This window comes from Pelomonas sp. V22 (genome assembly GCF_030014915.1).
Taxonomy (GTDB): domain Bacteria; phylum Pseudomonadota; class Gammaproteobacteria; order Burkholderiales; family Burkholderiaceae_C; genus JAUASW01.
Genome location: NZ_JAGIXS010000001.1, coordinates 1,638,415 through 1,661,284, shown reverse-complemented (window position 1 = coordinate 1,661,284; position 22,870 = coordinate 1,638,415). Strand labels below are relative to the sequence as shown.

Here is a 22,870-nt window from a genome sequence, read left to right as displayed (position 1 = left end):
GTTCAGGCCGCGAGCTCGCGCAGCTGGATCACATTGCTTTCGGGATCATGGCCGTCGCAGGCCCGGAAGCCGCGCGCTTCCCACTCTCGCGACGGCGGCGCGATGTGGCCGCCCAGGCTGGCGGCGATGGCTCGACCCGCCGCGATGCTGGCCACAGGCAGGCACAGCTTCCAGTAGCTGTCCTCGCGGACCTTCGGCGCCACGTCGGCCACCGGCTCTGGCGCACCGCGCAGGGCATGGATCACCAACTGCAGGCCGGCGATCTCGAGCACCACATGATCTTCGTCTTCATGCACGACCCCCATCGCAGCCAGCTCGCGGTAGAACCGCGCCAGGCGCTGGACGTTGGCGACGAAGAGGACGGCGCAGGGTGGTGGCAGGGCGGAAGGGATCATGTCTTGAAGTCCTGTCGTCCTGGTTCAGCAACGCAGCTGACGCGCCCGATGGCGTTGCATGAGCAGCCTGCCAGCACCTGCTGCACCATGCATGATCGCAGTGCCGAGGTCTGCATTGCTTTAATCAAAGATGCGGTTGGCAGGCGCTGTGCCCCCTAGCCGCGCAGGGAGCCGGCCAGCATGGAGGCGACAAGGGCTGCCGCCAGCCAGGCGGCGATGCGCAACAGCAGCGGCTTGTCGATGCTGCGCGAACCCGGCGCCTGGTCGGCCGGCTTGAGTCCGACGACGAACAGATGTGCCGGCAGGCCGATCAGCAGCAGCGTGCCGACCACCAACTCCACCGTGCCTCCCGAGGCGCCGCCGTAGCTGGCCCACAGCCAGGGCCAGGCAAGGGCGGAGAACAGGCCGGCCAAGGCGGCGGTGATGATGGTGGGGGTGATCTTCACGGTCTGGGGCGGTGGAGCTCAGATGCGCTGCATCATGCCATCTCTTCCCACCGCCGTCGGCGCGGCCCGCGACCGCTTCAGCGAGCGCCGCTCGGCCTGGCGGAAGCCCGGGTGTGGCCCGTAGCGACGGCTCCGCTTGCCTTGGCATCGGCGCCCTCGTCACCCTCGTGACTGGCGGATGCAGACGTGCGGACGCGGTTGGCCGGCACGAGCAGTTGGGAGGCGGGCCTCAGGTCGCCGGAGCGAGCTTCTGGCGCAGCGGTGAACAGCGCCGAGCCGCTCGAGCGATACAGCCTATCGCCCTGAATCGCCCGTGACAGCGCGCTCAGCGCATCGACTTCCCTGCAAGGTTCATCGTCCCTGGTCCAGACCATGTGGCTGCCGGGGAACTTCTCGTCCATTGCCGCAGAGATGGGCCTGGAGAGATCAATCGGCGATTCCCTGGATCGATAGACCACGGCGTTGTCTGGGCCGTAGACGGTGAAGCAGTTGAGTGCCGCCTGCGCCGCATTGGGCATCAGAGCAAGAACCAGCAGGACGCGATTTCTATTCATGATCTCTCCCTTGGTTGGCCCGGATCATATTTCGAAGATAACCACGATAAAGCGCGTCATCTGCCAAGTTTTTGACAAAACAGCAGAGCAGTTGAAGAAGGAAATGCCTGGACGGATCCCGGAGGCAGCCGGCCGTCTTCAGTCGATGTAGGCCCAGGTATCCGCTCCATCGAACCTGCGCACCCGGATGCCTTGCAGCACGGCCGGTTCGAAGTTCCGGGCGTTGAGGCCGACCCGCGTGCTGCGGGCGCTGTCCAGCGCTTCCCAATGCGTGGTGCAGCCGCAGGTCTTGCAGTGCAGGGTGCGGATCGAGCGCTCACCCCAGACGTAGGCGACGGTGTTCTCCGGATGGCCGCTCTGCTGCACCGTGCTCAGGTCGTAGAAGGCCCACAGCGCGGCGTTGCGGCGGCAGATGGAGCAGTTGCAGTCAACCAGGAACTCGGGGGCTTCTTGAACAACGAGACGAACGGCGCCGCAATGGCATGAGGCTTCGAGCATGATGAGGGTAGGTCCCGAGGGTTTTCAGCGAATGGACCGTCAGCTTGCCTGACGGCCCTGAGCGGCGATTTCGTCCAGGCGGCCGAGGATGGCGCGCAGCAGTTGCCGCATCTCGTCGTCTGTAGCGTTGGCCGCTGGTGTCTCCCGGGATCGGCTGTTCTTCAGCGCCTCGCGGCGGCTGAGGATCTGCGCACGCAGTTCGTGCGCATCGATCACGCCTATCAGCCGCATGTCGTGAGCCTGCCCGGCGGCCTGGCCGGCGGTCTCGAACTTCAGGATGCTCAGGTGGAACTGCTTGAGCAGCGGACCTTCGATGAAGGTGATGTCCTGGATGTTCTCCAGAGGAATGGTCTTCTCGACCTGGAACAGGATTCCCTTGCGAAAGCGCAGCGCCGTGGCGCCGAGCTCGCACTCCAGCTTGTCGTAGTAGTGCCGGGCCCACCATTGCCCCAGGCCGCAGAACCACAGCACGGCCAGCGGCAGCAGGATCAAGGTGATCATCATGATCGAGCCCACGTAGATCACCAGGTAGGGCCGGATCAGCGTATTGAACCTGGCCTGCAGGGGGTCGGTGGCTTGGGTCATCGGGCGCGCTCCAACTGAAGGAGGCAGGAGTATCCACTCAGTTGCTGCCGCTGGCCGGCAACGGGACGCATCACTCAGCGGCAGCGAGCCACTGTGACCGCGCCGCCGCAGGTGCGCTGCGACAACTGCGCCACCTTGAACGGCTCAGCCGTCAGCTGCACGTCGATCTCCGCGCGGTACGACGTTGCGGATTTGCCGCCTTGCGGCTGGCGGCTTTCGTGGCGCAGCACGCCTGGCACGGTGAAGCTGATCCCGCCCGAAACGCTGTTCGTCGTCAAGATGGGTGGTCCCGAGGCCGTGAAGCTGGAGCTGAAAACTGGCGCGCCGCCGGCATCCAGCCATCCGTTCAGGCGCCGCATGAAGTCGGCCCAGCCCTCGGGCGTGAACAACGGTTCGGCATCGCGCAGGCTCTGCAGATCACCCTGGCGGAAGTTCAGGGCAAGCTGCACTGACCGTTCGGCGAAGCGAGAGGCCTTGTCGTCGTCCGCCCCATTGGAACCGGCGGCTGCACCGATGGGCACCCAGGCTAGGGCGAGCAGGCAGGAGGCGGTTCGACGGCGCATATTGCTGATTTCAACGGGCTATTTGGCGAAGGGGCTGGTGCACCACTGCTGCTCGCAAGGCACGCCGTCGTTGTTGCCATCCATCTGCGTGCCGGGGCAGTTCCTCAGGAAGTACTTGGCCTCGGTGCATGAGGTCATCTGGCTGCAGTGCTTGCGGCCATCGCACAGCAGCGAGCGGTCCGACGCAGGAGCCGATGCCGTTGCGGCCGGTGGTGGTGCGAGGTCTGCGGCCGTGGATGCCGCCAGCGGTGCAGCAGGCGGCTGCTGTCGGTAGTGGTTCAGGCCGTAGGCCAGTGTCGCCAGCAAGGTGCACAGGGCAAGGCCCTTGAGGAGCAGCGACCCACCACGCCGCGGCTCGTCAGGCGTCTTGTGCATGGCCCGGTTGCGGGCGGGCGAGCCCACCACCTCGCGCTGCACCTTCAGCGCCTGCGGGCGCCCGTCCTTGCCGCGACCCAGTTCATAGCTGATCTTTTCCCCTGCCGTCGGCCGTGTGCCATCGCGGGGCAGGGCGCTGATGTGCACGAAGAGCTCGGCACCGCCGTGCGTTGGTGCAATGAAACCGAAGCCGCGCTCATCGTGCCAGGTGCGCAGGGTGCCGGAGTAGCGCATGTCAGGGCCTCGCTGAGCGCTGGTTCTTTGGCGCCGGCAGCTGCAGGCAGGCGTCAATCCTGTTGGTGAGGGCCTGCTCGATCATCGGGCTTGAATGCATGGGGGCGTTGCTCCGGGGGGTGGGACAAGGCGTCGGCATGAGGTCTTGAAATCAAGGCTGATGATCGTGGGCCGTGCGCCTTGAACGAGCGGTCGTCCGGTACTGCAAAGCGGCCGGAGATCAGCCATGGCAAACCACGCAGACCTTGTTGCCCTCGGGATCCCGGAAATAGGCGCCGTAGTAGTGGGCGTGGTACTCAGGCCGCAGCCCCGGAGCGCCTTCGTCCGAACCGCCATTCAGCAGGGCTGCTGCATGAGCTCGGTCGACCTGCTCCCGGGTGCTTGCGAGGAAGGCAAGCATCTGACCATTGCCCGCCTGGTGAGGCTCTCTGTTGAAAGGCGCCGCGATCACGAAGAGTGGCCGGGGTTCCGGGGAAGACTGCCATCCTGCCCAGGGGCGGCTCCTGTCGACAAAGCGCTGCTGTATCCCCAGTGTGTCCAGAACTGCGCCATAGAAGCGCAGCGCACGCTCGAAGTCTGCAACGCCGGTGACGATGTGTGAGAACAAGGGGAGTCTCCAGGTGCCTGGGCAGGCTGTAGCTGGCCTGCACTCAACCGGACTTGATCCGTTGCTTCAAGACGGTCTCAAAGGCAGTCGCGCAGCTGAGGGAGCGGGCGGATGCGGCTCAGACTTCCTGGCGATGCGGGTGCCAAGGCGGTTTCGAACTGATGCGCTCTGACAGCCCACCACGCAAATGATCGGTCTTTGCGTTGGCGGTGCTGCTGGCGGGCCGCAGCGGTGTGCCCTGCGGCCCTCGGCTCGGTCAGCAGGACAGGACTGCCGGGCCCTTTTCCATGGGCACCAGCCGGCAGTCGCGTTCGGTCTTCGGCTTGTTGGCTTCCTGCGTCTTGACCATGGCTTGGGCAGTGCGGTTGCGCAGCAGCACAGCTTCCTTCTGAAGCGACTCGGCCTTCTTCAGGTCGGTCTCGAGGCCCGGGACATTCGGACGCAGAAAGACGTACTGCTGGGTCTGGTCCACCTGCATCAGGTTGGCATTGAGGCCGGGGATGCTGGCTTCGGCGCCACTCTCCCACTTCACCGACACCGGGTCGATGATCTTGTAGCCATTCTTGCGGTCGGCGTCGGTCAGCTGATAGGGCACCGTGACGGGGGCATTGCCAAGGAGCTGGCCGCCTTGATAGACGGCAGCCCCCGGGGGGTCGGACAGATAGGCCACATGCACGTGGGTGGCGCAGGCACCGAGCGTGCTGCACAGCGCGAGCAAAGCGAGACGAATGACTTTTTGCATTTGCGTAGCTCCCTGGTTGGTTGGTGAGGTGCGCAACATCGTAGTCAAGCTCCCAAGGCCCTGCCAACGTGTTTCTACGCAAATTCTTGCTAAGTGGTACGGAAGCCAGGGTTTCCCCGGTCATTCAGCCCAACGCCCACCAGGCCGGTAGCAGCGCGCGCACCTCGGCGCGGCCAAACCTGTCGTCCATCAGGTGCACCACGCCCGCGTCTTCGGTCGTGCGTATCACCCGGCCGGCGGCCTGAACCACCTTCTGCAAGCCGGGCACCAGATAGGCGTAGTCGTAGCCTAGGCCTTGGCCGAAGCGCTCTTCCATGCGCTCCTTGAACTGCTCCATCACCGGGTTGACCTGGGGCAGGCCCAGCGTGGCGATGAAGGCGCCGATCAGGCGCTGGCCGGGCAGGTCTATGCCTTCGGCGAAAGCGCCACCGAGCACGGCAAAGGCCACGCCCTGGCTTTCGGCCGTGAAGCGGGCGAGAAAGGCCTTCTGCTCGGGCTCACCCATGCGGCGCTGCTGGCGCCATTGGGGCAGGGCGGGGTGGCGCTCGGCCACGCGTTCGGCCACCTGCTGCAGGTAGTCGTAGCTGCTGAAGAAGGCGAGGTAGTTGCCCGGGCGTGTGCCGTACTGCGCGGCGATGCGGTCGGCGATGCGGTCCAGCGAGGCGGCGCGGTCGCGCCAGCGGGTCGAGACCTCGCGGGCGATCTGCACCTGCAGCTGCTCGGCGCGGAACGGCGATTCCACATCGACCCGGCCATGGGTCTCGGGCAGACCCAGCAGGTCGGCATAGCACTGGGCCGGTTGCAGCGTGGCGGAAAACAGGCTGCTGGTGTGGGCGGCGGCGAGGCGCGGCTGCAGATGCGGCGCCGGGACGATGTTGCGCAGGCAGACGACCGGGCAGTCCTGGCGCCAGGCCGCGTCCTTGCCTCGCGTCAGTGGCGCGGGCGCCGTATTGCGGCTGAGGTCGATGATGGAATGTGAGGCGTCCAGCGATTCGAGCAGGCGCAGGAACTGCAGCGCCTCCAGATAAAAGCCCTGCAGCGCGGCATCGGGCGGCTCGGCCGGGTGTTCGGCCAGGTGCTCGCTGATGGCGCCATTGGCGGTGATCAAGGACTCCACCCAATCGGCCGGCGGCTCGGCGCAGACGCGGTAATCGGCCTCGCTCTTGAGGCCCTGCCAGGTCTTGCGCAGCTTGTCGAGCGCGCGCTTGATGGCGCCATTCTTGCGCGCGGTGGCGGAGCGGCGGGCTTCGGCCAGGCTGTCGGGATGCAGCTCGGCGCTGTACATGGAGCGGCCTCGATCAACGAGGTTGTGGGCCTCATCCACCAGCAGGCCCACGCGCCAGTCGTTGGCCTGCGTGAGCGCGTACAGCAGGGCGCTGCCGTCGAAGAAGTAGTTGTAGTCGCCGACCACCACGTCGGCCCAGCGCGCCAGCTCCTGGCTCAAGTAGTAGGGGCAGACCGCATGCTCGCGCGCTAGCTCGCGCACGCGGGCCTGGTCCAGCGGCGCTGCCTGGGAGACGGCAGCGGCGCGGGCGGCGGGCAGGCGGTCGTAGAAGCCTTGCGCCAGCGGGCAGCTCTCGCCGTGGCAGGCCTTGTCGGGATGCTCGCAGGCCTTGTCACGCGCCACCAGCTCGAGCACACGCAGGCCCGGCGCCGGCAACTGGCGCAGCGCGTCGAGTGCGAGTTGGCGGCCCGAGGTCTTGGCGGCAAGGAAGAAGAGCTTGTCGAGCTGCTGCGCCGGTGCGGCCTTCAGCAGCGGGAACAAAGTGCCCAGCGTCTTGCCGATACCGGTGGGCGCTTGCGCCAGCAGGCAGCGACCGCTGCGCGCCGCGTTGTAGACGGCCGTGGCCAGCACCCGCTGGCCGGCGCGGAACTCGCCGTGCGGGAAGCCGAGGGCCTGCAACTCGTCATCACGCGCCGCGCGATGCGCCAGTTCGTGCCGTGCCCAGGCCAGGAAACGGCTGCAGTGCTCATCGAAGAAAGCCTGCAGCTCGGCCGCCGTGCAGTGCTCGGTGAACACCGTCTCCTGTTCGCTGCCGACGTTGAAATAGACCAGGGCCAGCTCCAGCCCGGCCAGACCGCGCTCGGCGCAGAGCAGCGCGCCATAGATGCGCAGCTGGGCCCAGTGCAGGGCGCGGTGCGTGGCGGGCTGGCGCTCGAGCCGGCCCTTGTGGGTCTTGACCTCCTCGAGCCGGCCACGCGTGGCATCGAAGCCATCGGCGCGGCCGCGCACCAGCAGCTCCTCGTAGCGGCCGCTGAGGCTGACTTCGCGCTCGTAATCGGCGCTCCGGCGCGATGCCACCGTGGCATGTCCTTCGACGCCCTCGAGGGCCGATGGTGCGGGCGTGAAGCGCAGGTCCAGGTCGCCGGCCTTGGCGCTGAACTCGCAGAGCTCGCGCACCGCCACTCTGTATGTCACGGTAGCGCCTCGTTCAGCGGCGCCTGCGGGCTTTCGTCATCAAAGCGCGGCAGCGGCGTGGCCTTGGCCAGGGCCAGCCAGACGGCGAAGGGCAGCTGGCGCGATTGGTGGTGGGCGGGCCGCAGCTGCTCGAAGCGGCCGCTGTCCAGGTCGCCATGCAGCACCCACACGCCATAGGGCTCGGGGATCTCCTCGGGCTCGGCAATGCCGGCCGGGAACAGGTAGTAGCTCTCGCTGCTCAGCCATTCGTAGGCCTGTCGCTTGGCCGCATGGCGGAGGTCGGACAGCAGGTCGGCGCGGCTCGCCTTGACCTCGTGGACCTGCGGCTGCAGATAGGCCTCGACACTGGTATTGCGCACCGAGAACAGATCGGGCCGGGCCAGGCGCCAAGCATGTGGCGCGGCAGCTTCGGGCATGGGTTCCTCGGGCCACAGCGGTGCGCGCTCCTCGGCCCGCAGCACGGTGGCCTCGGGATCCACCATGGCCCGCAGCGAAAGCTCGCGCCAGACGATGCGGCCGCCGCCCATCAGCTGCTCGGCAAAGCGCAGCGCCAGCCTGTCGTGCTTGCTCAGGGCGCGCTGGCCCTGCTGCCGCGCCTCGGCCAGCCAGGCGATGCCGGCCTCGGTCAGCCGCAGCTGTTCGCGGCCCTGCTCGTCGTCCTGTTGGCGCACGAGACCAGCGGCGAGCAGGTCGATCTCGACGCCGTCCTTGCAGGGCCAGCCGGCCGAGCGCCAGAGGTTCATCAGGCGCGTGCGGTGCGAGCGGGTGAGGGCGATGGTGGCCATGGGAGTACTGAGTATAAATACAGTGATTCGCTGCCGGCCCCGTGTTTGCGTGGCTTGCCGCCTCCGAGGCCCTGCGTACACTCGCTCACAACTTCAAGCCACCGCCCGCATGACGCCGCCTGCCATTCTTGATGTCGAAGCCTCGGGCTTCGGCCGTGGCAGCTATCCGATCGAGATCGGTTTCGTGGCCCCCGATGGCGGCCTCTTCTGCTCGCTGATCAAGCCGCTGCCGGAATGGCAGCACTGGGACGACAGCGCCGAGGCCCTGCATGGCATCAGCCGAGAGACGCTGCTCCAGCACGGCCGCGCGGTCGAGTGGGTGGCGGCCGAGATCAATCAGCGCCTGGCCGGCCAGACCGTCTACTGCGACGCCTGGGCCCACGACTACCCCTGGCTCTCACGCCTGTTCGATGTGGCGGGCCTGGTGCCGCGCTTCAAGCTGGCCGACCTGCGCAGCCTCTTGAGTGAAGACGAGGCCGCGCGCTGGCACGACACGCTGGCCGAGGTGCGCGAGGAGTTGCGCCTGCAGCGCCACCGCGCCAGCACCGATGCCCGGGTTCTGCAGCTGACGCTGCTGCGCGTCAAGCAGGTGCTGGCCCACTGAGCGGGCTGTCCAGCACGCCGCCCCGCCAGGTGCCGCGCCCGCCACGCTTGGCCTCGTAGAGCCTCGCGTCGGCCTGGGCCACCAGGGCCTCCAGGTCGGCTTCGCTGCCCCAGGCGACGCAAAAGCCCACGCTGCAGCCAATGCGCAGTTCGTGATGCTCGATCATGAAGGGCGTGGACAGCGCCTGCACCAGCTTGCTTGCCACCAGCTCTGCGTCCTCGGTCCCATGCAAGGAACTCAGCAGCACGGCGAACTCGTCGCCACCGAGGCGGGCCGCCAGGTCGTTCGGGCGCACGGCATGGCGGATGCGGCCGGCCACGGCCCGCAGCAGCGCGTCGCCCATGGGGTGGCCGTACTGATCGTTGACCGGCTTGAAATGATCCAGGTCCAGGTAGAGCAGGGCCAGCAGGTGGTTGTGCTCGCGCGCGATGGCTAGCTTCTCGCCGGCCGCGAGGTGGAAGCCGTTGCGGTTGAGCAGCTGGGTCAGCGGGTCGGTCTGCGAGGCATGGCGCAGTCGGGCCTCTTCCTGGCGTGCGGCCGTCACGTCGCGGGCAATGCAGATGGCGCCGGCGATCTCGCCGTCGTCCAGCCGCAGCGGCGAGTAGTGCACGTCCAGGATCATCAGCTCGGGCCGGTCTTCGTAGGCCTTCTCGATGAGCTTTTGCCCACCGGCCAGGGCGGCCTCGATGGCGGGCCGGCTGAGCTGGTATTGCTCATCCCCGATCAGCTCGCGAAGAGGGCGGCCGCGCCAGGTCGCGATGTCGGTGCCGAAGTGCTCGCCGTAGCGCTGGTTGAAGTAGATGAATCGCTGCGCCGTGTCGAGCACCGCGATCATCACCGGCGCCGTGCGGGCAATGGCGCGCAGGATGGCCTCATTGCGCAGGCGTTCGCGCTGGGCCCCCAACTGGGCCGTGATGTCAGCCACCGTGCCGGCCTGGCCCACAAACTTGCCATTGACCCTCAGGGGAGCGGTGCGCAAGGCCACCAGCAGCTCGGTACCGTCGCGGCGCCGGATGGTGCGGACCATGTCCAGGGGGGTGCCCTCATCGCAGGCACGTTTCCAGCGCTCCTTGGCCGCCTCGCGCTCGCTCTCGGGCATCAGCTGCATCCACCCCCATTCAGCTTCGGCGGCCGTCATGCCGTGCAGGCGCAGGTAGGTCTCGTTCGCCCAGACGACGCGCCCAGTGGCATCAACCCGGAACAGCCCGAGCGGTGAGGCATCGCTGGTGGCCTGCAGTTCGGCATCGCGCTCGCGCAGTGCCCGGTGCTGGCGCACCAGCACCATGGTGGTCAGCATGGCGGCGAGGCTCAGCACGGCCGCGAGTCCGAGCACGGCTGAGCGTTGTGTGCGGTGCTTCTTGAGGGCCTTGCTCTCGGCTTCGGCCAGGATCAGTTTGATGCCGAAATCGGTGAGGGTCTCGAAGGCGGCATCCCGGGGCTGCCCGTCGGCCGGGCTCCGTTCGGTGTGGAAGACGCCCGACTCGCTGGACAGCGCCTGGCGCAGATCTGGCCGTGACTCGTACACGCGGGTACCCACGTAGCCCGGCACCGCAGGCACCCGGCTGAGCACCGTGCCGTCCCGGCTGAACATGGCCACGCTGGCCTCGGTGCCGCGCACGTAGAGGCCTTGCAGCTGTTGCAGCCGGTCCAGGTTGACCAGCACCACCACCATGCGCAGGTCGGCGCGCGGCTTGCTGAGCCGCATGGCCAGTGGCAGGCGCAGCGGGCTGTCCTCGTTGATGCGAAACGCCCGTCCGAGCTGAAAGCCTTCGCTGTCTGCCTGAGCCAGCAGTTCGACGAAGGGCTGGTCCTTGAGCTGGTGGAAGGCTTGCCCACTCGGGCTCGGAATGCGATAGAGCCAGCCCTGCGCGTCGCTGAGGACCACCTCGATCATCGAGCGGGTCGAGGTGTGCAGGGTCTCGACCATCTGCACCAGCGCCGTATCGTCGAGCGGACGCGCAGTGTCGCGGGTGCGCAGCCACAGGTCCACGGTGCGCAGGCTGATCTCGGCATCGCGCAGCACCTCTTCGGTTTGGGAGGCCGCTGTGTTGGCCAGCGCGCTCAGGTCGCGCTCATGGTCACGGCGCAATTCGTCGCGGTAGAGCCAGGCGAACCAGGAAACGAAGGCCCACAGCATGGCGAGCACGAGGCCGAGCGCTGCGATGGGGCCGAGCTCGAGCAAGCGCTCGCGCAGGGGCGATTGGCCGGGATGGGGCGCCGCGTCGGTCATGGGGGGCAGGCTTGGGCTGGGCCGACCCATTGTGCAAGCGCCGCAGCGGCGCCACAAGCACCGCAGGCCGGCGAAATTGTGAGCAAGGTGTCAGGTCTTGCCTGACGGGGCTTCGAGGACCTGCTGCTTCAACTCGCGCAGACAGGCCAGGCAGAGGCAGCCGCTGTAGTGGGCGGCCAGCTGCTGGCGCATGGCGTCGTCCAGTTTCATGTCGAAACAGTCGCAGCGCGCGTCGCTGGCGCCACAGTGGAAGGGCTGCTGGCAGCGCGGGCAGGCAGCGTTGATGGCGGTGGATTCATTCACGTGAATGCTTTCGCATGCTGCTCGCGCAGCAGTTTCTTCTGCACCTTGCCCATGCTGTTGCGCGGCAGCTCGGCGGCGAGCAGCATGAGTTTCGGCACCTTGAAACCGGCAATGCGGCCCTTCATCGCAGCCATCATCTCCGTCGGCTGCAGTTTTGCGCCGGGCTTGGCGACGAGCACGGCCACCACGGCCTCGCCGAAGTCCGGATGCGGCACGCCGATCACGGCCGATTCGGCCACGCCGGGCAGCTCGTTCAGAAAGCCCTCGATCTCGGCCGGGTAGACGTTGAAGCCGCCGCTGATGATCAGGTCCTTGCTGCGCCCGACGATGCTGACGTAGCCCTCGGCATCCTGCTGGCCCACATCCCCGGTCTTGAACCAGCCGTCTGCAGTGAATTCTTCCTTGGTCTTTTCCGGCATCTGCCAGTAGCCCGAGAAGACATTGGGGCCGCGCACCTGGATGTGGCCGATCTCGCCGGTGGCGCAGGGCTGGCCGGCGTCGTCCTGGATGCGCAGCTGCACGCCGGGCAGGGCCGGGCCCACGGTGCCGCCCTTGCGCGGGCCGTCAGCGCGGCGGCAGGGGTTGGAGGTGAGCATCAGCGTCTCGCTCATGCCGTAGCGCTCCAGGATCAGGTGGCCGGTGCGCTGCTGCCAGTCGCGCCAGGTCTCGATCAGGAGCGGCGCCGAACCGCTGATGAAGAGCCGCATCGTGCCGGCCGCCTCGTCGGTCAAGGTGGGTTCGGCCAGCATGCGGGTGTAGAGCGTGGGAACGCCCATGAAGACGGTGGCGTCCGAGAGGCGGCGTATCACCGCGCGCGGCTCGAACTTGCTGAACCAGATCATGCGGCTGCCGTTCAGCAGTGCGCCGTGCGAGGCGACGAAGAGGCCGTGCACATGGAAGATCGGCAGTGCATGGATCAGCACGTCGCCGCTCTTCCAGTCCCAGTAGTCCTTCAGCATGCGGGCATTCGACAGCAGGTTGCCATGCGAAAGCATCGCGCCCTTGCTGCGCCCGGTCGTGCCGCTGGTGTAGAGGATGGCGGCCAGGTCGCCCTCGGCACGCGCGGCGATCTGGTGCTGGTCGCCGTGGTGGGCGGCGCGGTCCAGCAGCGTGCCCGTGCGGTCCTCGTTCAGTGTGAACACATAACGGGTGCCGGCCTGGAAGGCGAGCTTGCTGACCCAGCCGAAATGCGGGCCGGCGCAGACGAAGACGGCGGGCGCCGCGTCCTGGATGAAGTACTCGAGCTCGGCCGACTGGTAGGCGTTGTTCAGCGGCAGGTAGACGTAGCCGGCGCGCAGCACGGCCAGATACAGCATCAGCGCCTCGACGCTCTTCTCCGTCTGCACCGCGATGCGGCTGCCGGGTTCCAGCTCCAGCGAGGCCAGCAGATTGGCCAGCATGGCCGTGCCGCGGTCCAGGTCGCGCCAGCTGTAGCTCAGCTGCTCGCCATCCGCGCCTTCGATGGCGCAGGCGTCGAGGTCGGCCGGGAAGGCGGCGCGCAGGGCGGCGAAGAGATTGGCGTTGGCGTCTTGGCGGTCGGGCATGACCCGGATTGTGGCTCGCCTCGACGCCCGGGCCTGCCGGTCAAGCGAGCTTGAACACCGAGACCAGCTCGCCCAGCATGGCCGCCTGGCCCTTCAGCGACTCGGCCGCCGCTGCGGTCTGCTCCACCAGCGCGGCGTTCTGCTGCGTCATGTCGTCCAGGTTGGCCACGGCCTGGTTGACCTGGGCGATGCCGTCGGACTGGCCCACGCTCGCCTCGCTGATCTCGTTGACCGTGGTGCTGACGCGCTGCACGGCGCCGAGGATGTCGTTCATCGAGGCGCCGCCACGGCCCACCTGCTGGGTGCCGGCATTGACGCGCTCGACCGAGTCCATGATCAGGCTCTTGATCTCCTTGGCCGCCTGGGCCGAGCGCTGGGCCAGGCTGCGCACCTCGGCCGCCACGACCGCGAAGCCGCGCCCCTGCTCGCCGGCCCGCGCCGCCTCGACCGCCGCATTCAGCGCGAGGATATTGGTCTGGAAGGCCACGCCGTCGATCACGGAAATGATGTCCGAGATCTTGCGGCTGGCCACCGAGATGCCTTCCATGGTGGTCACCACCTCGCCCATCACGGTGGCGCCATGGCGGGCCTGGCCGGCGGCCTGGTCGGCCAGCGCATTGGTCTGCTGCGCGGCCTGGGCCGAATGCTTGACCTGCTGCACCAGCTCCTGCATCGAGGCGGCCGTCTGCTCCAGGTTGGCCGCCGCCTGCTCGGTGCGGGCCGAGAGGTCCTGGCTGCCCACCGCCACCTCGCTGCTGGCATGGCCGATCGAGGAGGTAGCCTCGCGGATACCCCGCACCAGCTCGGTCAGGCGGGTCTGCATGCCCTCGACCTCGCGCAGCACCAGGCCGATCTCGTCGGCCACGCCCACCTCGATGCGGGCGCGCAGGTCGCCAGCAGCCACCGCGTGCATCACCTCGCGCATGGCGCCGAGCCGGCTGCGCAGGCTGCGCACCAGCAGTTCCACGCCGATCAAGCCTGCCAAGCCGACCACGGCCACCAGCACCATGGTGACCATCGCGTCCTTGCGGGCCACGGCGGCCACGTCGTCCACATAGACGCCCGAACCCAGCACCCAGCCCCAGGGCGCAAAGCCCTGCACGAAGCTGCGCTTGGGTTCGGGGTCGGTGGCGCCGGGCTTGGGCCAGAGGTAGTCCACGTAGCCCGAGCCACTGGCCTTGACCGTCTTGACGAACTCGACGAACAGCTGCTTGCCCTTGGGGTCCTTGTTCTCGGTCAGGTCCTTGCCATTGAGCTCGGGCTTGATCGGGTGCATCACCATGGTCGGGTGCATGTCGTTGATCCAGATGTACTCGTTGCCCGAGTAGCGGATCTTGCCGATCTCGGCCGCCGCTGCGGCCTTGACCTCGGTTTCGCTCATGGCGCCGGACTTGCTCTTGTCCAGATAGCTCTGCGCGATCTTCTCGGCGGCCTTGATCTGCTCCACCGTGGTCAGCATCTTCACGGAGAGCAGGCTGTCCGAGCTGCGCGAACTCAGCAGCATGATCACCAGCACGAAGGCCAGCAGCACGAACACCACGGCCAGGCGCAGGCGCGTGGCAAGCATCAAGTTCTTCATCGCTGTCTCCTGTTGTGAGCCGACTATCACTCTCGCCTTGACACTTGGCAAGCCGACAAAACCAAGGGCGATACGAGAGGCCGTGCGCCTGGCGGCGATGGCGCAAATCCGCCGCGCCCATAATCGCGCCTCCAGCAGTCTTGGATAGGGGCCCGCCCGCATGAATCTGAAGTCGCCAGCCTTGCCCGCCGACGCCGATGGCGTGATGCGCCTGGCCGCGCAATCGATGTTCGAGCTGATGGCCGACGCCTCGCAGGGCATGATCCTCGTGAACCGCGAGCACCGCATCGTGTGGATCAGCGAGGGCTACAAGAAGGCCCTGCCGCGCCTCGGCTTCGAGGACGAGCACGACTTCGTCGGCCGCCGCATCGAGGACGTGGTGCCCAACACGCTGATGGCCCAGGTGATCGAGAGCGGCCGGCCCATCCTCGTGGACGTGATCACCAATCTCTCGGGCACCTTCGTCGTCAGCCGCCTGCCGCTGCGCGACGAGGCTGGCGCGGTGATCGGCGCCCTCGGCATCATCCTGCTCGACACCCAGCAGACCGCCTTGCAGCCCTTGCTGCAGAAGTTCTCGCGCCTGCAGGAAGAGCTGGATGAAGCCCGCCGCCAACTGGCCGCGCAGCGCCGGCCCAAGCACCAGATCGCGAGCTTCATCGGCTCAAGCCCGGCGGCGCTGGAGGTCAAGCGCCATGCGCGCCGCGTTGCCATGACCGACTCGACCGTGCTGCTGCTCGGCGAGACCGGCACCGGCAAGGAGTTGCTGGCCCACGCCATCCACGCCGCGTCGCCGCGCGCGGCCAAGGCCCTGGTGGGCATCAACATCGCGGCGATTCCGGACACGCTGCTGGAAGCCGAGCTGTTCGGCGTGGCGCCGGGTGCCTACACCGGCGCTGACCGCAAGGGCCGCGACGGCAAGTTCGCCATTGCCGACGGCGGCACGCTGTTCCTCGATGAGATTGGCGACATGCCGCTCGCGCTGCAGAGCAAGCTGCTGCGCGTGCTGCAGGAGCAGGAGTTCGAGCCGCTGGGCTCGAACAAGGTGCGCCGCGTCGATGTGCGTGTGATCGCCGCCACCAGCCGCGACCTGGCCGCGATGATGGTGCGCGGCGAGTTCCGTGCCGACCTCTACTACCGACTCAACGTGTTGCCGATCCGCCTGCCGGCGCTGCGCGAACGTGCCGGCGACATCGAGGCCCTGGCCGATGCGCTGGGCGAGGACATTGCCCGCCGCAGCGGCCTGCCAGTGCGCACGCTGGAGCCCGACGCGCTGGAGCTGCTGGCGCGCCAGCCCTGGCCCGGCAATATCCGTGAGCTGCGCAATGCGCTGGAGCAGGCCAGCATGATGAGCGACGAGCTGCACCTGCGCGCCGAGCATTTCAAGGGCCTGCTGCCGGAGCTGCCGGCCACGGCCGCTGCGAGCGTCGCCACCGCCGCAGCCGAGCCGCCCTCGCTGCGCCCCTTGCCCGAGCAGATCGCCGCGCTGGAGCGCCAGGCCATTTCGGCGGCCCTGGCCCACACGCACGGCAACAAGCTGGCCGCCGCCAAGCTCCTGCAGATCTCGCGCGCGGCGCTGTACGACAAGCTGGCGATCTACGGGCTTTGAGCTTTCAAGGCGGGCTGTCCTGCAAGCCCGCCGCCCGCTGCACCGTCGCACTCTTGAACGCCTCCCACGCTGCCTTGCTCATGGCCTGCGCGCCAATGCGCTCCAGCTTGAAGCTCTGCCAGTCCGGGTTGTCCGGCAGGGCGTGTTCGAAGCGCTCGATCAGGCCGTCCTTGCCATTGATCCACAAGCTGCCGGCCACGTTGCCGAAGGCCGGGCCGCTCACCTCGTAGCGGTGCGTCGGAACCTCGTCCAGCACTTCGTCCTTCAGGTAGCGGAAGCGGGCCTTGCCCTTGTCGACGAAACCGCCTTCGAGCAGGCCGGCGCCGGGCTTGAAGCGGGTTTTCAGGAAGCCGAAGTCGGGGTCGACGATGCCGACCTCGAAATCGGCGCGGCGGTTCTTCAGGTAGGGCAGGGTGGCGTTCAGGCCGCTGAGGTCGAAGTTGTAGAGGTGGGCGGGCAGGTGACTCACCTTGACCGGCATCTGCGTGCCAGCCACGTCGGCAATCAGGCGGCGCTGGCCGGGGTCCGATTGCAGGCTCATCTGCAGCCGTGGCACATGGCCCTCGAGCTGGTTGTAGGACTCCATCCAGCTTTCGGTCAGCGTCTGCGGGTCCAGCTTGGCCAGCACCCAGGCGACGTAGCGGCCGTCGGCTTCCACCTTGAGCGCCTCCACCTGCAGCGGCGCTCCGAAGTACAGCGAAAGCACCAGCCGCTTCGTGCCATCGAGGTTGGACTTGATGTAGTGGACCGCCTGGTTCACCGGCGCCTTGGCGGCCTGGTAGTCGAACTGGGCCAGCGAATCGGAGGCGGCCTGGGCCGGGGCACTGCCCAGCAGGCCGCCCAGCAGCAGGATGGCGACCATCTTGTTGACTTGCATGTCTGTCTCCTTGTGGGGCGGAGGCGATTGTGCAGTGCCTGGATGGCAGACAGCGGCGGTCATGAGGATTGCCTGAATCCCGGACAGTGAGGGTATACGTCCGTTCCTCGCCCTAGGGAAATCGGGCCTGCCCGGCCTGGCACAGCGCTTGCAACAGAATGGGCACAGCGACCGGACGCACCAGGTCGTGACCACAAAGGAGACATCGCCATGAGCTTCCCCGCGCCGCGCCGTTGCGCGCTGCTGTTGCTGTCCGCCACGCTCGCGCTGGCCACCGGCCTTGCCGCCGCCCAGGCCAAGAACGAAATCCGCATCGCCCACGTCTACAGCAAGACCGGCCCGCTGGAAGCCTATGGCAAGCAGACCCAAGTCGGCCTGATGATGGGCCTGGACTACGCCACCGGCGGCACCATGACGGTGGGGGGCAAGAAGATCGTCGTGATCGAGAAGGACGACCAGGGCAAGCCCGACGTGGGCAAGAGCCTGCTGGCCGCCGCCTATGGCGACGACAAGGCCGACCTGGCCGTGGGCCCGAGCAGCTCGGGCGTGGCCCTGGCCATGCTGCCGGTGGCCGAGGAATTCAAGAAGATCCTCCTGGTCGAGCCTGCCGTGGCCGACGCCATCACCGGCGAGAAGTGGAACAAGTACATCTTCCGCACCGGCCGCAGCTCCAGCCAGGACGCGATCTCCAACGCCGTGGCCTCGGACCATGAGGGCGTCGTCATCGCCACCATCGCGCAGGACTACGCCTTCGGCCGCGACGGCGTGAAGGCCTTCAAGGACCAGCTGAAGAAGACCAAGATCGTCCACGAGGAATACCTGCCGCCGGCCACGACCGACTTCACCGCCGGCATCCTGCGCGCGGTCGAGGCGCTGAAGGACAAGCCGGGCAAGAACAACAAGTTCATCGCCGTGGTCTGGGCCGGCGCCACCAACCCCTTCAATGCGCTGGCTGCGATGGACCTGGACAAGCGCTTCGGCATCCGCGTCGGCAGCGGCGGCAACATCCTGCCGGCCATGGTGGCCTACAAGCAGTTCCCGGGCCTCGAAGGCGCGACCTACTACTACTTCGGCATTCCCAAGAACCCGGTCAATGAATGGCTGGTGGCCAACCACTACAAGCAGTTCAAGCAGCCGCCGGACTTCTTCACCGCCGGCGGCATGTCGGCCGCCATCGCCATCGTCGAGGCGCTGAAGAAGACCAATGGCGATACCGCCACCAACAAGCTGATCAAGACCATGGAAGGCATGAGCTTCGAGACCCCGAAGGGCAAGATGACCTTCCGTGCCGAAGACCACCAGGCGATGCAGTCGATGTACCACTTCCGCATCAAGGTCGACCCGGCCTTCGCCTGGGGCGTGCCGGAGCTGGTGCGCGAGATCAAGCCCGAAGACATGAACGTGCCGATCAAGAACAAGCGCTGAGGCGCCCGGCCCCGGATCTCCACGCTTCATCGCCGCCCTGCCCCCGGGGGCGGCCCGCACCATGCTCGAAACCAAGAACCTCACCATCCGCTTTGGCGGCCATGTGGCGGTCGACCATGTGTCCTGCGCCTTCCAGCCGGGCACGCTGACCGCCATCGTCGGGCCCAACGGCGCCGGCAAGACCACCTACTTCAACCTGATCTCGGGCCAGCTGCGCGCCAGCGAGGGCCAGGTCCTGCTCGACGGCGCGGACCTGAGCAGCCTGTCGGCGCCGCAGCGGACCAAGGCCGGGCTCGGCCGCGCCTTCCAGCTCACGCAGCTGTTCCCGCACCTCACGGTGCTGGAGAACGTGCGGCTGGCCGTGCAGGCGCGGCGTGGCATGGGCTTGAAGCTCCTGTCGGTGTGGCTCTCGCACCGCGCGCTGATCGACGAGGCCATGGCCATCGTCGAGCGCGTGCGGCTCGGCGCGCGGGCCACGGCGCTGGCGGCCAGCCTGCCGCATGGCGATCAGCGCAAGCTGGAGGTGGCGATGCTGATCGCGCTGGACCCCAAGGTCTACATGTTTGACGAACCGACGGCCGGCATGAGCGTGGACGAGGTGCCGGTGATCCTCGACCTGGTCCGCGAGCTGAAGGCCAAGCGCGAGCACACCATCCTGCTCGTGGAGCACAAGATGGACGTGGTGCGCGAGCTGGCCGACCGCATCATCGTGCTGCACCAGGGCCAGCTGGTGGCCGACGGCGAACCGGCGGCCGTGATCGCCTCGCCGGTGGTGCAGAACGCCTACCTGGGCACCGCGGCGGAAGAGGTGGCGGCATGAGCAGTCTTTTGAGCCTGAAGGGTGTCCACACGCACATCGGCGCGTATCACATCCTCCACGGCGTGGACCTCGAAGTGCGGCAGGGCCAGCTCACCATGCTGCTGGGCCGCAATGGCGCCGGCAAGACGACGACGCTGCGAACCATCATGGGCCTGTGGCAGGCGAGCAGCGGCACGGTGACGTTCGCCGGTCAGGACATCGCCAAACGGGAAACGCCTGACATCGCCCAGCTGGGCATCGCCTACGTGCCCGAGAACATGGGCATCTTTGCCGACCTCACGGTGCGCGAGAACCTGCTGCTGGCCGCGCGCCAGGCGCGCTCGGTCGATGATCTCGACACGCAGCGGCTCGAGTGGCTGTTCGGCTTTTTCCCGGCGCTGAAGAAGTTCTGGCTCTACCCGGCCGGCAAGCTGAGTGGCGGCCAGAAGCAGATGCTGGCGATTGCCCGCGCCCTGATCGAGCCGCGCCGCCTGCTCCTGATCGACGAGCCGAGCAAGGGCCTGGCACCGGCCATCGTGCGCAACCTGATCGAGGCCTTGCGCGAGCTGAAGAAGAGCGAGACCACGGTGCTGCTCGTGGAGCAGAACTTCAGCGTGGCCCAGGCACTCGGCGACCGTGTGGCGGTGATGGACGACGGCCGCGTGGTCCATGCCGGCGCCATGGCCGAGCTGGCCGAGAACGAAGCCCTGCAGCAGCGCCTGCTGGGGCTTTCGCTGGGAGCGCATCAATGACGACGACCACGACGCTGCCGGCGCCTGCCGCCGATGCGATTCCCAAGGCCCGCTTCGATGCGAAGCCGCTGTTGCTGCTGGCCGCGATCGCGCTGCTGGCCTTGCCGCTGGTCGGCAACCCGAGCAGCTGGGCCACGCTGACCCTGGCCGGCCTGGCCATGGGCCTGATCATCTTCATCATCGCCTCGGGCCTGACCCTGGTCTTCGGCCTGATGGATGTCCTGAACTTCGGCCATGGCGTTTTCATCGCCCTGGGCGCCTTCATGGCGACAACGGTGCTGGGGGCGATGGGTGGCTTCACCGCCAGTGATTCGCTGGGGGCCAATCTCGTCGCCGTGGCGGCTGCCAGCTTTGCCGGCATGGCGGTGGCCGGCGCGGTGGGCCTGGCCTTCGAGCGGGTGCTGGTGCGGCCGGTCTATGGCATGCACCTGAAGCAGATCCTGATCACCATGGGCGGCATGATCATCGGCGAGGAGATGATCAAGCTGGTCTGGGGCCCGCAGATGATTGCCCTGCCCATGCCCGAGGCGCTGCGCGGCGCGCTGTGGTTTGGCGACGTGTCGGTGGAGAAGTTCCGCATCCTCGCGGTACTGGCCGGGCTCAAGGTCTTTGTGCTGCTCCTGCTGGTGCTGAACAAGACCAAGCTGGGCCTGCTCATCCGCGCTGGCGTGCAGGACCGCGAGATGGTGGAGAGCCTCGGCTATCGCATCCGGCGGCTCTTCGTCGGCGTGTTCGTCGGCGGCTCGGCGTTGGCCGGGCTTGGCGGCGTGATGTGGGGCCTGTACCAGCAGGGCGTCACGCCGCAGATCGGCGCCCAGGTCAACACCCTGATCTTCATCGTCATCATCATCGGCGGTCTCGGCTCCACGCTGGGCTGCTTCGTCGGCGCGCTGGCCGTGGGCTTGCTCGCCAACTACGTGGGCTTCATCGCACCCAAGGCGGCGCTGTTCTCCAACATCGCGCTGATGGTGGCGGTGCTCTTGTGGCGGCCGCAGGGGCTGTATCCCGTTGGAGGCAAGCAATGATCCGCAGCCTGCTCTCCCACGATCTGCCGCGCAGCAAGTGGCTCGCCGCGCTGCTGATCCTTTGCGTGCTGGGCCTGGCGCTGACGCCCTTCATCTTCCCGGGCACCAAGGCGCTGAACGTCGCGGCCAAGATCCTGATCTTCATCGTGCTGGTGGCGAGCTACGACCTGCTCTTGGGCTACACCGGCATCGTCAGCTTCGCCCACACGATGTTCTTCGGCATTGGTGCCTATGGCGTGGCCATCGCCTGCAGCCGCGCCGAGGATCCTGGCTGGGGCACGGTGCTTGCCGGTGTCGGCGCGGCGCTCGCGGTCTCGCTCGTGCTGTCGCTGCTGATCGGCCTGTTCAGCCTGCGGGTCAAGGCGATCTTCTTCGCGATGATCACCATGGCCGTGGCCGCCGCCTTCCTGACGCTGGCTTCGCAGCTGTCGGAATTCACCGGCGGCGAGGATGGCCTCTCGTTCAAGGTGCCCGAGGCCCTGCGGCCTTCGACCGAGTACCTGGAAGAGCCGTTTCTCGGCGCCATGATTGACGGCAAGTTCGCCGCCTACTACCTGCTGCTCGTGGCCACGGTCGTTCTGGTTCTCTTGTTGCTGCGCATCGTCAACTCGCCCTTCGGCCGCGTGCTGCAGGCGATCCGCGAGAACGACTTCCGGGCCGAGGCCATCGGTTACCGCACCGTGGTCTACCGCACGCTGTCCAACGTGATCGCGGCAATGTTCGCCACATGCGCCGGCGCCTTGCTAGCGCTCTGGCTGCGCTACAACGGGCCGGACACCTCGCTGTCGCTGGAGATCATGCTGGACATCCTCTTGATCGTCGTGATCGGCGGTATGGGAACGATCTACGGCGCCGTCATCGGCAGCGTGCTCTTCGTGCTGGCGCAGAACTATCTGCAGGACCTGATGAAGCTCGGCGCCGGTGCGGTGGAGGGCATTCCGGTACTGTCGCAGCTGATCGCGCCGGACCGCTGGCTGCTGTGGATGGGCCTGCTCTTCGTGCTGGCGGTCTATCACTTCCCGTTCGGCGTCGTGGGCCGGCTGCGTCTTGGGTCGGCCGCAAAGAAGGCTCGGGAATGAGCGTGCCGCCGCGCTCCCGCTACCTGGTCTGCGAGGGCCGGGAACTGCATTGCCTGGAATGGGGTGCCGAGCACCCCGAGACCGTCATCGCCTGGCATGGCCTGGCACGCACCGGCCGAGATATGGACGACCTGGCCGAGCACCTGGCCAGCCGCTACCGCGTGATCTGCCCGGACACGCTGGGCCGTGGCCTCTCCGAATGGAGCCCGGCGCCCGACGACGAGTATTGCCTGGACTTCTATGTGCGCCAGGCCACCAGTCTTGTGAACCAGCTGGGCGTGGAGCGCTGCCTCTGGGTTGGCACCTCGATGGGCGGCGCCATCGGCCTGCTGGCGGCGGCCACCAGCCTGCGCGGCCGCATTCGCCGACTGCTCCTGAACGACATAGGCCCCGAGCTCGCGCCAGCCGCCGTGGATCGCATCCGCAGCTATGCCGGCAACCCGGCGGCCTTTGCCACGCTCAGCGAGCTGGAGCAGTACTTCCGCCAGATCTACGCGCCCTATGGCTGGCTGAGTGATACGCAATGGCGCCGCCTGACCGAGACCTCGATGCGCCGCCTGCCCGACGGCCGCGTGACGCCGCACTACGACCCGGCCATGGTGCGCCAGTTCATCACGCGGCCCGATGACTACAGCCGCTGGCCCGAGTGGGACAGCCTGGAGTTGCCGGTGCTTTGCCTGCGCGGTGAGAGCTCGGACCTGCTGACCGTCGAGACCGCCGAAGCCATGCGCACCCGCGGTCCGCGCGCCGTGGTCGTCACCATCGCTGATTGCGGCCATGCGCCAGCGCTGAACACGCCAGCGCAGTACGGACTGGTAGAGCGCTTTCTGGCCGGCGGTTGAGC

24 protein-coding genes are annotated in these 22,870 nt (G+C 67.5%); 8 read left to right on the top strand and 16 right to left on the bottom strand.

Annotated elements, in window-relative coordinates; translation table 11 throughout:
- Positions 1–2: 2 nt before the first annotated feature.
- The 11 genes from J7U46_RS07480 to J7U46_RS07430 form a co-directional block, all read right to left on the bottom strand.
- Positions 3–395, bottom strand: coding sequence for a VOC family protein (locus tag J7U46_RS07480; RefSeq protein ID WP_282824326.1), 393 nt, complete (start codon positions 393–395; stop codon positions 3–5).
- Positions 396–550: 155 nt separating this feature from the next.
- Positions 551–841 (bottom strand): hypothetical protein, encoded by a 291-nt coding sequence (locus J7U46_RS07475; protein ID WP_282824324.1) that lies wholly within the window; start codon positions 839–841, stop codon positions 551–553.
- Positions 842–918: 77 nt separating this feature from the next.
- Entirely contained in the window at positions 919–1,395 is a 477-nt protein-coding gene (locus tag J7U46_RS07470) for a hypothetical protein (RefSeq protein WP_282824322.1), read from the bottom strand.
- 138 nt (positions 1,396–1,533) lie between these two features.
- Entirely contained in the window at positions 1,534–1,893 is a 360-nt protein-coding gene (locus tag J7U46_RS07465; RefSeq protein ID WP_282824320.1) for a GFA family protein, read from the bottom strand.
- A 39-nt stretch (positions 1,894–1,932) separates the two neighbouring features.
- Entirely contained in the window at positions 1,933–2,478 is a 546-nt protein-coding gene (locus J7U46_RS07460) for a PH domain-containing protein (RefSeq protein ID WP_282824319.1), read from the bottom strand.
- Between the two features lie 74 nt (positions 2,479–2,552).
- Complete coding sequence (locus J7U46_RS07455) at positions 2,553–3,041, bottom strand: hypothetical protein (protein ID WP_282824318.1); 489 nt, start codon at positions 3,039–3,041, stop codon at positions 2,553–2,555.
- Positions 3,042–3,059: 18 nt separating this feature from the next.
- Positions 3,060–3,650: a cold shock domain-containing protein gene (locus J7U46_RS07450; RefSeq protein ID WP_282824316.1), complete on the bottom strand. Its 591-nt coding sequence runs from the start codon at positions 3,648–3,650 to the stop codon at positions 3,060–3,062.
- Positions 3,651–3,870: 220 nt separating this feature from the next.
- The gene (locus J7U46_RS07445) at positions 3,871–4,257 is read right to left on the bottom strand and encodes a VOC family protein (protein ID WP_282824315.1); all 387 of its coding nucleotides are present in this window, start codon (positions 4,255–4,257) and stop codon (positions 3,871–3,873) included.
- Positions 4,258–4,513: 256 nt separating this feature from the next.
- A complete protein-coding gene (locus J7U46_RS07440) occupies positions 4,514–4,999 on the bottom strand; it encodes a hypothetical protein (RefSeq protein WP_282824313.1) in 486 nt (161 codons plus the stop codon).
- A 124-nt stretch (positions 5,000–5,123) separates the two neighbouring features.
- Positions 5,124–7,418: an ATP-dependent DNA helicase gene (locus J7U46_RS07435; RefSeq protein ID WP_282824311.1), complete on the bottom strand. Its 2,295-nt coding sequence runs from the start codon at positions 7,416–7,418 to the stop codon at positions 5,124–5,126.
- Positions 7,415–8,203 (bottom strand): hypothetical protein, encoded by a 789-nt coding sequence (locus J7U46_RS07430; RefSeq protein WP_282824309.1) that lies wholly within the window; start codon positions 8,201–8,203, stop codon positions 7,415–7,417. Before J7U46_RS07430 ends, J7U46_RS07435 begins: the two co-directional genes overlap by 4 nt.
- A 109-nt stretch (positions 8,204–8,312) precedes the next feature.
- Here J7U46_RS07430 and J7U46_RS07425 point away from each other — a divergent pair, with 109 nt between their 5' ends.
- Positions 8,313–8,807, top strand: coding sequence for a hypothetical protein (locus J7U46_RS07425; protein WP_282824307.1), 495 nt, complete (start codon positions 8,313–8,315; stop codon positions 8,805–8,807).
- Here the strand turns inward: J7U46_RS07425 and J7U46_RS07420 are convergent.
- From J7U46_RS07420 to J7U46_RS07405, 4 genes are all read right to left on the bottom strand, one after another.
- Positions 8,785–11,037: a diguanylate cyclase gene (locus J7U46_RS07420; protein WP_282824306.1), complete on the bottom strand. Its 2,253-nt coding sequence runs from the start codon at positions 11,035–11,037 to the stop codon at positions 8,785–8,787. The two genes, J7U46_RS07425 and J7U46_RS07420, sit on opposite strands and share 23 nt — an antisense overlap.
- A gap of 90 nt (positions 11,038–11,127) precedes the next feature.
- Entirely contained in the window at positions 11,128–11,340 is a 213-nt protein-coding gene (locus J7U46_RS07415; protein WP_282824304.1) for a cysteine-rich CWC family protein, read from the bottom strand.
- Positions 11,337–12,884 carry a malonyl-CoA synthase gene (locus J7U46_RS07410; RefSeq protein WP_282824302.1) on the bottom strand — a complete coding sequence of 516 codons (1,548 nt, stop codon included), beginning with the start codon at positions 12,882–12,884 and terminating at the stop codon, positions 11,337–11,339. Before J7U46_RS07410 ends, J7U46_RS07415 begins: the two co-directional genes overlap by 4 nt.
- 40 nt (positions 12,885–12,924) lie before the next feature.
- Entirely contained in the window at positions 12,925–14,463 is a 1,539-nt protein-coding gene (locus tag J7U46_RS07405) for a methyl-accepting chemotaxis protein (protein ID WP_282824300.1), read from the bottom strand.
- A 160-nt stretch (positions 14,464–14,623) separates the two neighbouring features.
- Here J7U46_RS07405 and J7U46_RS07400 point away from each other — a divergent pair, with 160 nt between their 5' ends.
- The gene (locus J7U46_RS07400) at positions 14,624–16,069 is read left to right on the top strand and encodes a sigma 54-interacting transcriptional regulator (protein ID WP_282824298.1); all 1,446 of its coding nucleotides are present in this window, start codon (positions 14,624–14,626) and stop codon (positions 16,067–16,069) included.
- Positions 16,070–16,073: 4 nt separating this feature from the next.
- On the opposite strand, the gene J7U46_RS07395 is transcribed toward J7U46_RS07400, so the two are convergent.
- Positions 16,074–16,946 (bottom strand): hypothetical protein, encoded by an 873-nt coding sequence (locus tag J7U46_RS07395; protein WP_282824296.1) that lies wholly within the window; start codon positions 16,944–16,946, stop codon positions 16,074–16,076.
- Between the two features lie 210 nt (positions 16,947–17,156).
- Between J7U46_RS07395 and J7U46_RS07390 the strand changes: the two genes are divergently transcribed.
- From J7U46_RS07390 to J7U46_RS07365, 6 genes are all read left to right on the top strand, one after another.
- Positions 17,157–18,371, top strand: a complete 1,215-nt coding sequence (locus J7U46_RS07390; RefSeq protein ID WP_282824295.1) for a substrate-binding domain-containing protein — start codon at positions 17,157–17,159, stop codon at positions 18,369–18,371.
- 61 nt (positions 18,372–18,432) lie between these two features.
- On the top strand, positions 18,433–19,191 hold the full coding sequence (locus J7U46_RS07385; RefSeq protein ID WP_282824293.1) for an ABC transporter ATP-binding protein: 759 nt from the start codon (positions 18,433–18,435) through the stop codon (positions 19,189–19,191).
- Positions 19,188–19,922: an ABC transporter ATP-binding protein gene (locus J7U46_RS07380; protein ID WP_282824292.1), complete on the top strand. Its 735-nt coding sequence runs from the start codon at positions 19,188–19,190 to the stop codon at positions 19,920–19,922. The genes J7U46_RS07385 and J7U46_RS07380 overlap by 4 nt, the downstream gene beginning before the upstream one ends.
- Positions 19,919–20,947 (top strand): branched-chain amino acid ABC transporter permease, encoded by a 1,029-nt coding sequence (locus tag J7U46_RS07375; RefSeq protein WP_282824290.1) that lies wholly within the window; start codon positions 19,919–19,921, stop codon positions 20,945–20,947. Before J7U46_RS07380 ends, J7U46_RS07375 begins: the two co-directional genes overlap by 4 nt.
- Positions 20,944–22,026, top strand: a complete 1,083-nt coding sequence (locus tag J7U46_RS07370; RefSeq protein ID WP_282824288.1) for a branched-chain amino acid ABC transporter permease — start codon at positions 20,944–20,946, stop codon at positions 22,024–22,026. Before J7U46_RS07375 ends, J7U46_RS07370 begins: the two co-directional genes overlap by 4 nt.
- A 2-nt stretch (positions 22,027–22,028) precedes the next feature.
- Positions 22,029–22,868 (top strand): alpha/beta hydrolase, encoded by an 840-nt coding sequence (locus tag J7U46_RS07365; RefSeq protein WP_282825018.1) that lies wholly within the window; start codon positions 22,029–22,031, stop codon positions 22,866–22,868.
- Positions 22,869–22,870 lie beyond the last annotated feature (2 nt).

Bases quoted from the DNA above. Each gene is read 5' to 3' on its own strand.
- J7U46_RS07410 (WP_282824302.1), bottom strand. From the start codon at position 12,884: ATGCCCGACCGCCAAGACGCCAACGCCAATCTCTTCGCCGCCCTGCGC.
- J7U46_RS07405 (WP_282824300.1), bottom strand. From the start codon at position 14,463: ATGAAGAACTTGATGCTTGCCACGCGCCTGCGCCTGGCCGTGGTGTTC.
- J7U46_RS07400 (WP_282824298.1), top strand. From the start codon at position 14,624: ATGAATCTGAAGTCGCCAGCCTTGCCCGCCGACGCCGATGGCGTGATG.
- J7U46_RS07380 (WP_282824292.1), top strand. From the start codon at position 19,188: ATGAGCAGTCTTTTGAGCCTGAAGGGTGTCCACACGCACATCGGCGCG.
- J7U46_RS07465 (WP_282824320.1), bottom strand. From the start codon at position 1,893: ATGCTCGAAGCCTCATGCCATTGCGGCGCCGTTCGTCTCGTTGTTCAA.
- J7U46_RS07420 (WP_282824306.1), bottom strand. From the start codon at position 11,037: ATGACCGACGCGGCGCCCCATCCCGGCCAATCGCCCCTGCGCGAGCGC.
- J7U46_RS07440 (WP_282824313.1), bottom strand. From the start codon at position 4,999: ATGCAAAAAGTCATTCGTCTCGCTTTGCTCGCGCTGTGCAGCACGCTC.
- J7U46_RS07470 (WP_282824322.1), bottom strand. From the start codon at position 1,395: ATGAATAGAAATCGCGTCCTGCTGGTTCTTGCTCTGATGCCCAATGCG.
- J7U46_RS07370 (WP_282824288.1), top strand. From the start codon at position 20,944: ATGATCCGCAGCCTGCTCTCCCACGATCTGCCGCGCAGCAAGTGGCTC.
- J7U46_RS07390 (WP_282824295.1), top strand. From the start codon at position 17,157: ATGAGCTTCCCCGCGCCGCGCCGTTGCGCGCTGCTGTTGCTGTCCGCC.
- J7U46_RS07455 (WP_282824318.1), bottom strand. From the start codon at position 3,041: ATGCGCCGTCGAACCGCCTCCTGCCTGCTCGCCCTAGCCTGGGTGCCC.
- J7U46_RS07385 (WP_282824293.1), top strand. From the start codon at position 18,433: ATGCTCGAAACCAAGAACCTCACCATCCGCTTTGGCGGCCATGTGGCG.
- J7U46_RS07395 (WP_282824296.1), bottom strand. From the start codon at position 16,946: ATGCAAGTCAACAAGATGGTCGCCATCCTGCTGCTGGGCGGCCTGCTG.
- J7U46_RS07480 (WP_282824326.1), bottom strand. From the start codon at position 395: ATGATCCCTTCCGCCCTGCCACCACCCTGCGCCGTCCTCTTCGTCGCC.
- J7U46_RS07460 (WP_282824319.1), bottom strand. From the start codon at position 2,478: ATGACCCAAGCCACCGACCCCCTGCAGGCCAGGTTCAATACGCTGATC.
- J7U46_RS07375 (WP_282824290.1), top strand. From the start codon at position 19,919: ATGACGACGACCACGACGCTGCCGGCGCCTGCCGCCGATGCGATTCCC.
- J7U46_RS07430 (WP_282824309.1), bottom strand. From the start codon at position 8,203: ATGGCCACCATCGCCCTCACCCGCTCGCACCGCACGCGCCTGATGAAC.
- J7U46_RS07450 (WP_282824316.1), bottom strand. From the start codon at position 3,650: ATGCGCTACTCCGGCACCCTGCGCACCTGGCACGATGAGCGCGGCTTC.
- J7U46_RS07425 (WP_282824307.1), top strand. From the start codon at position 8,313: ATGACGCCGCCTGCCATTCTTGATGTCGAAGCCTCGGGCTTCGGCCGT.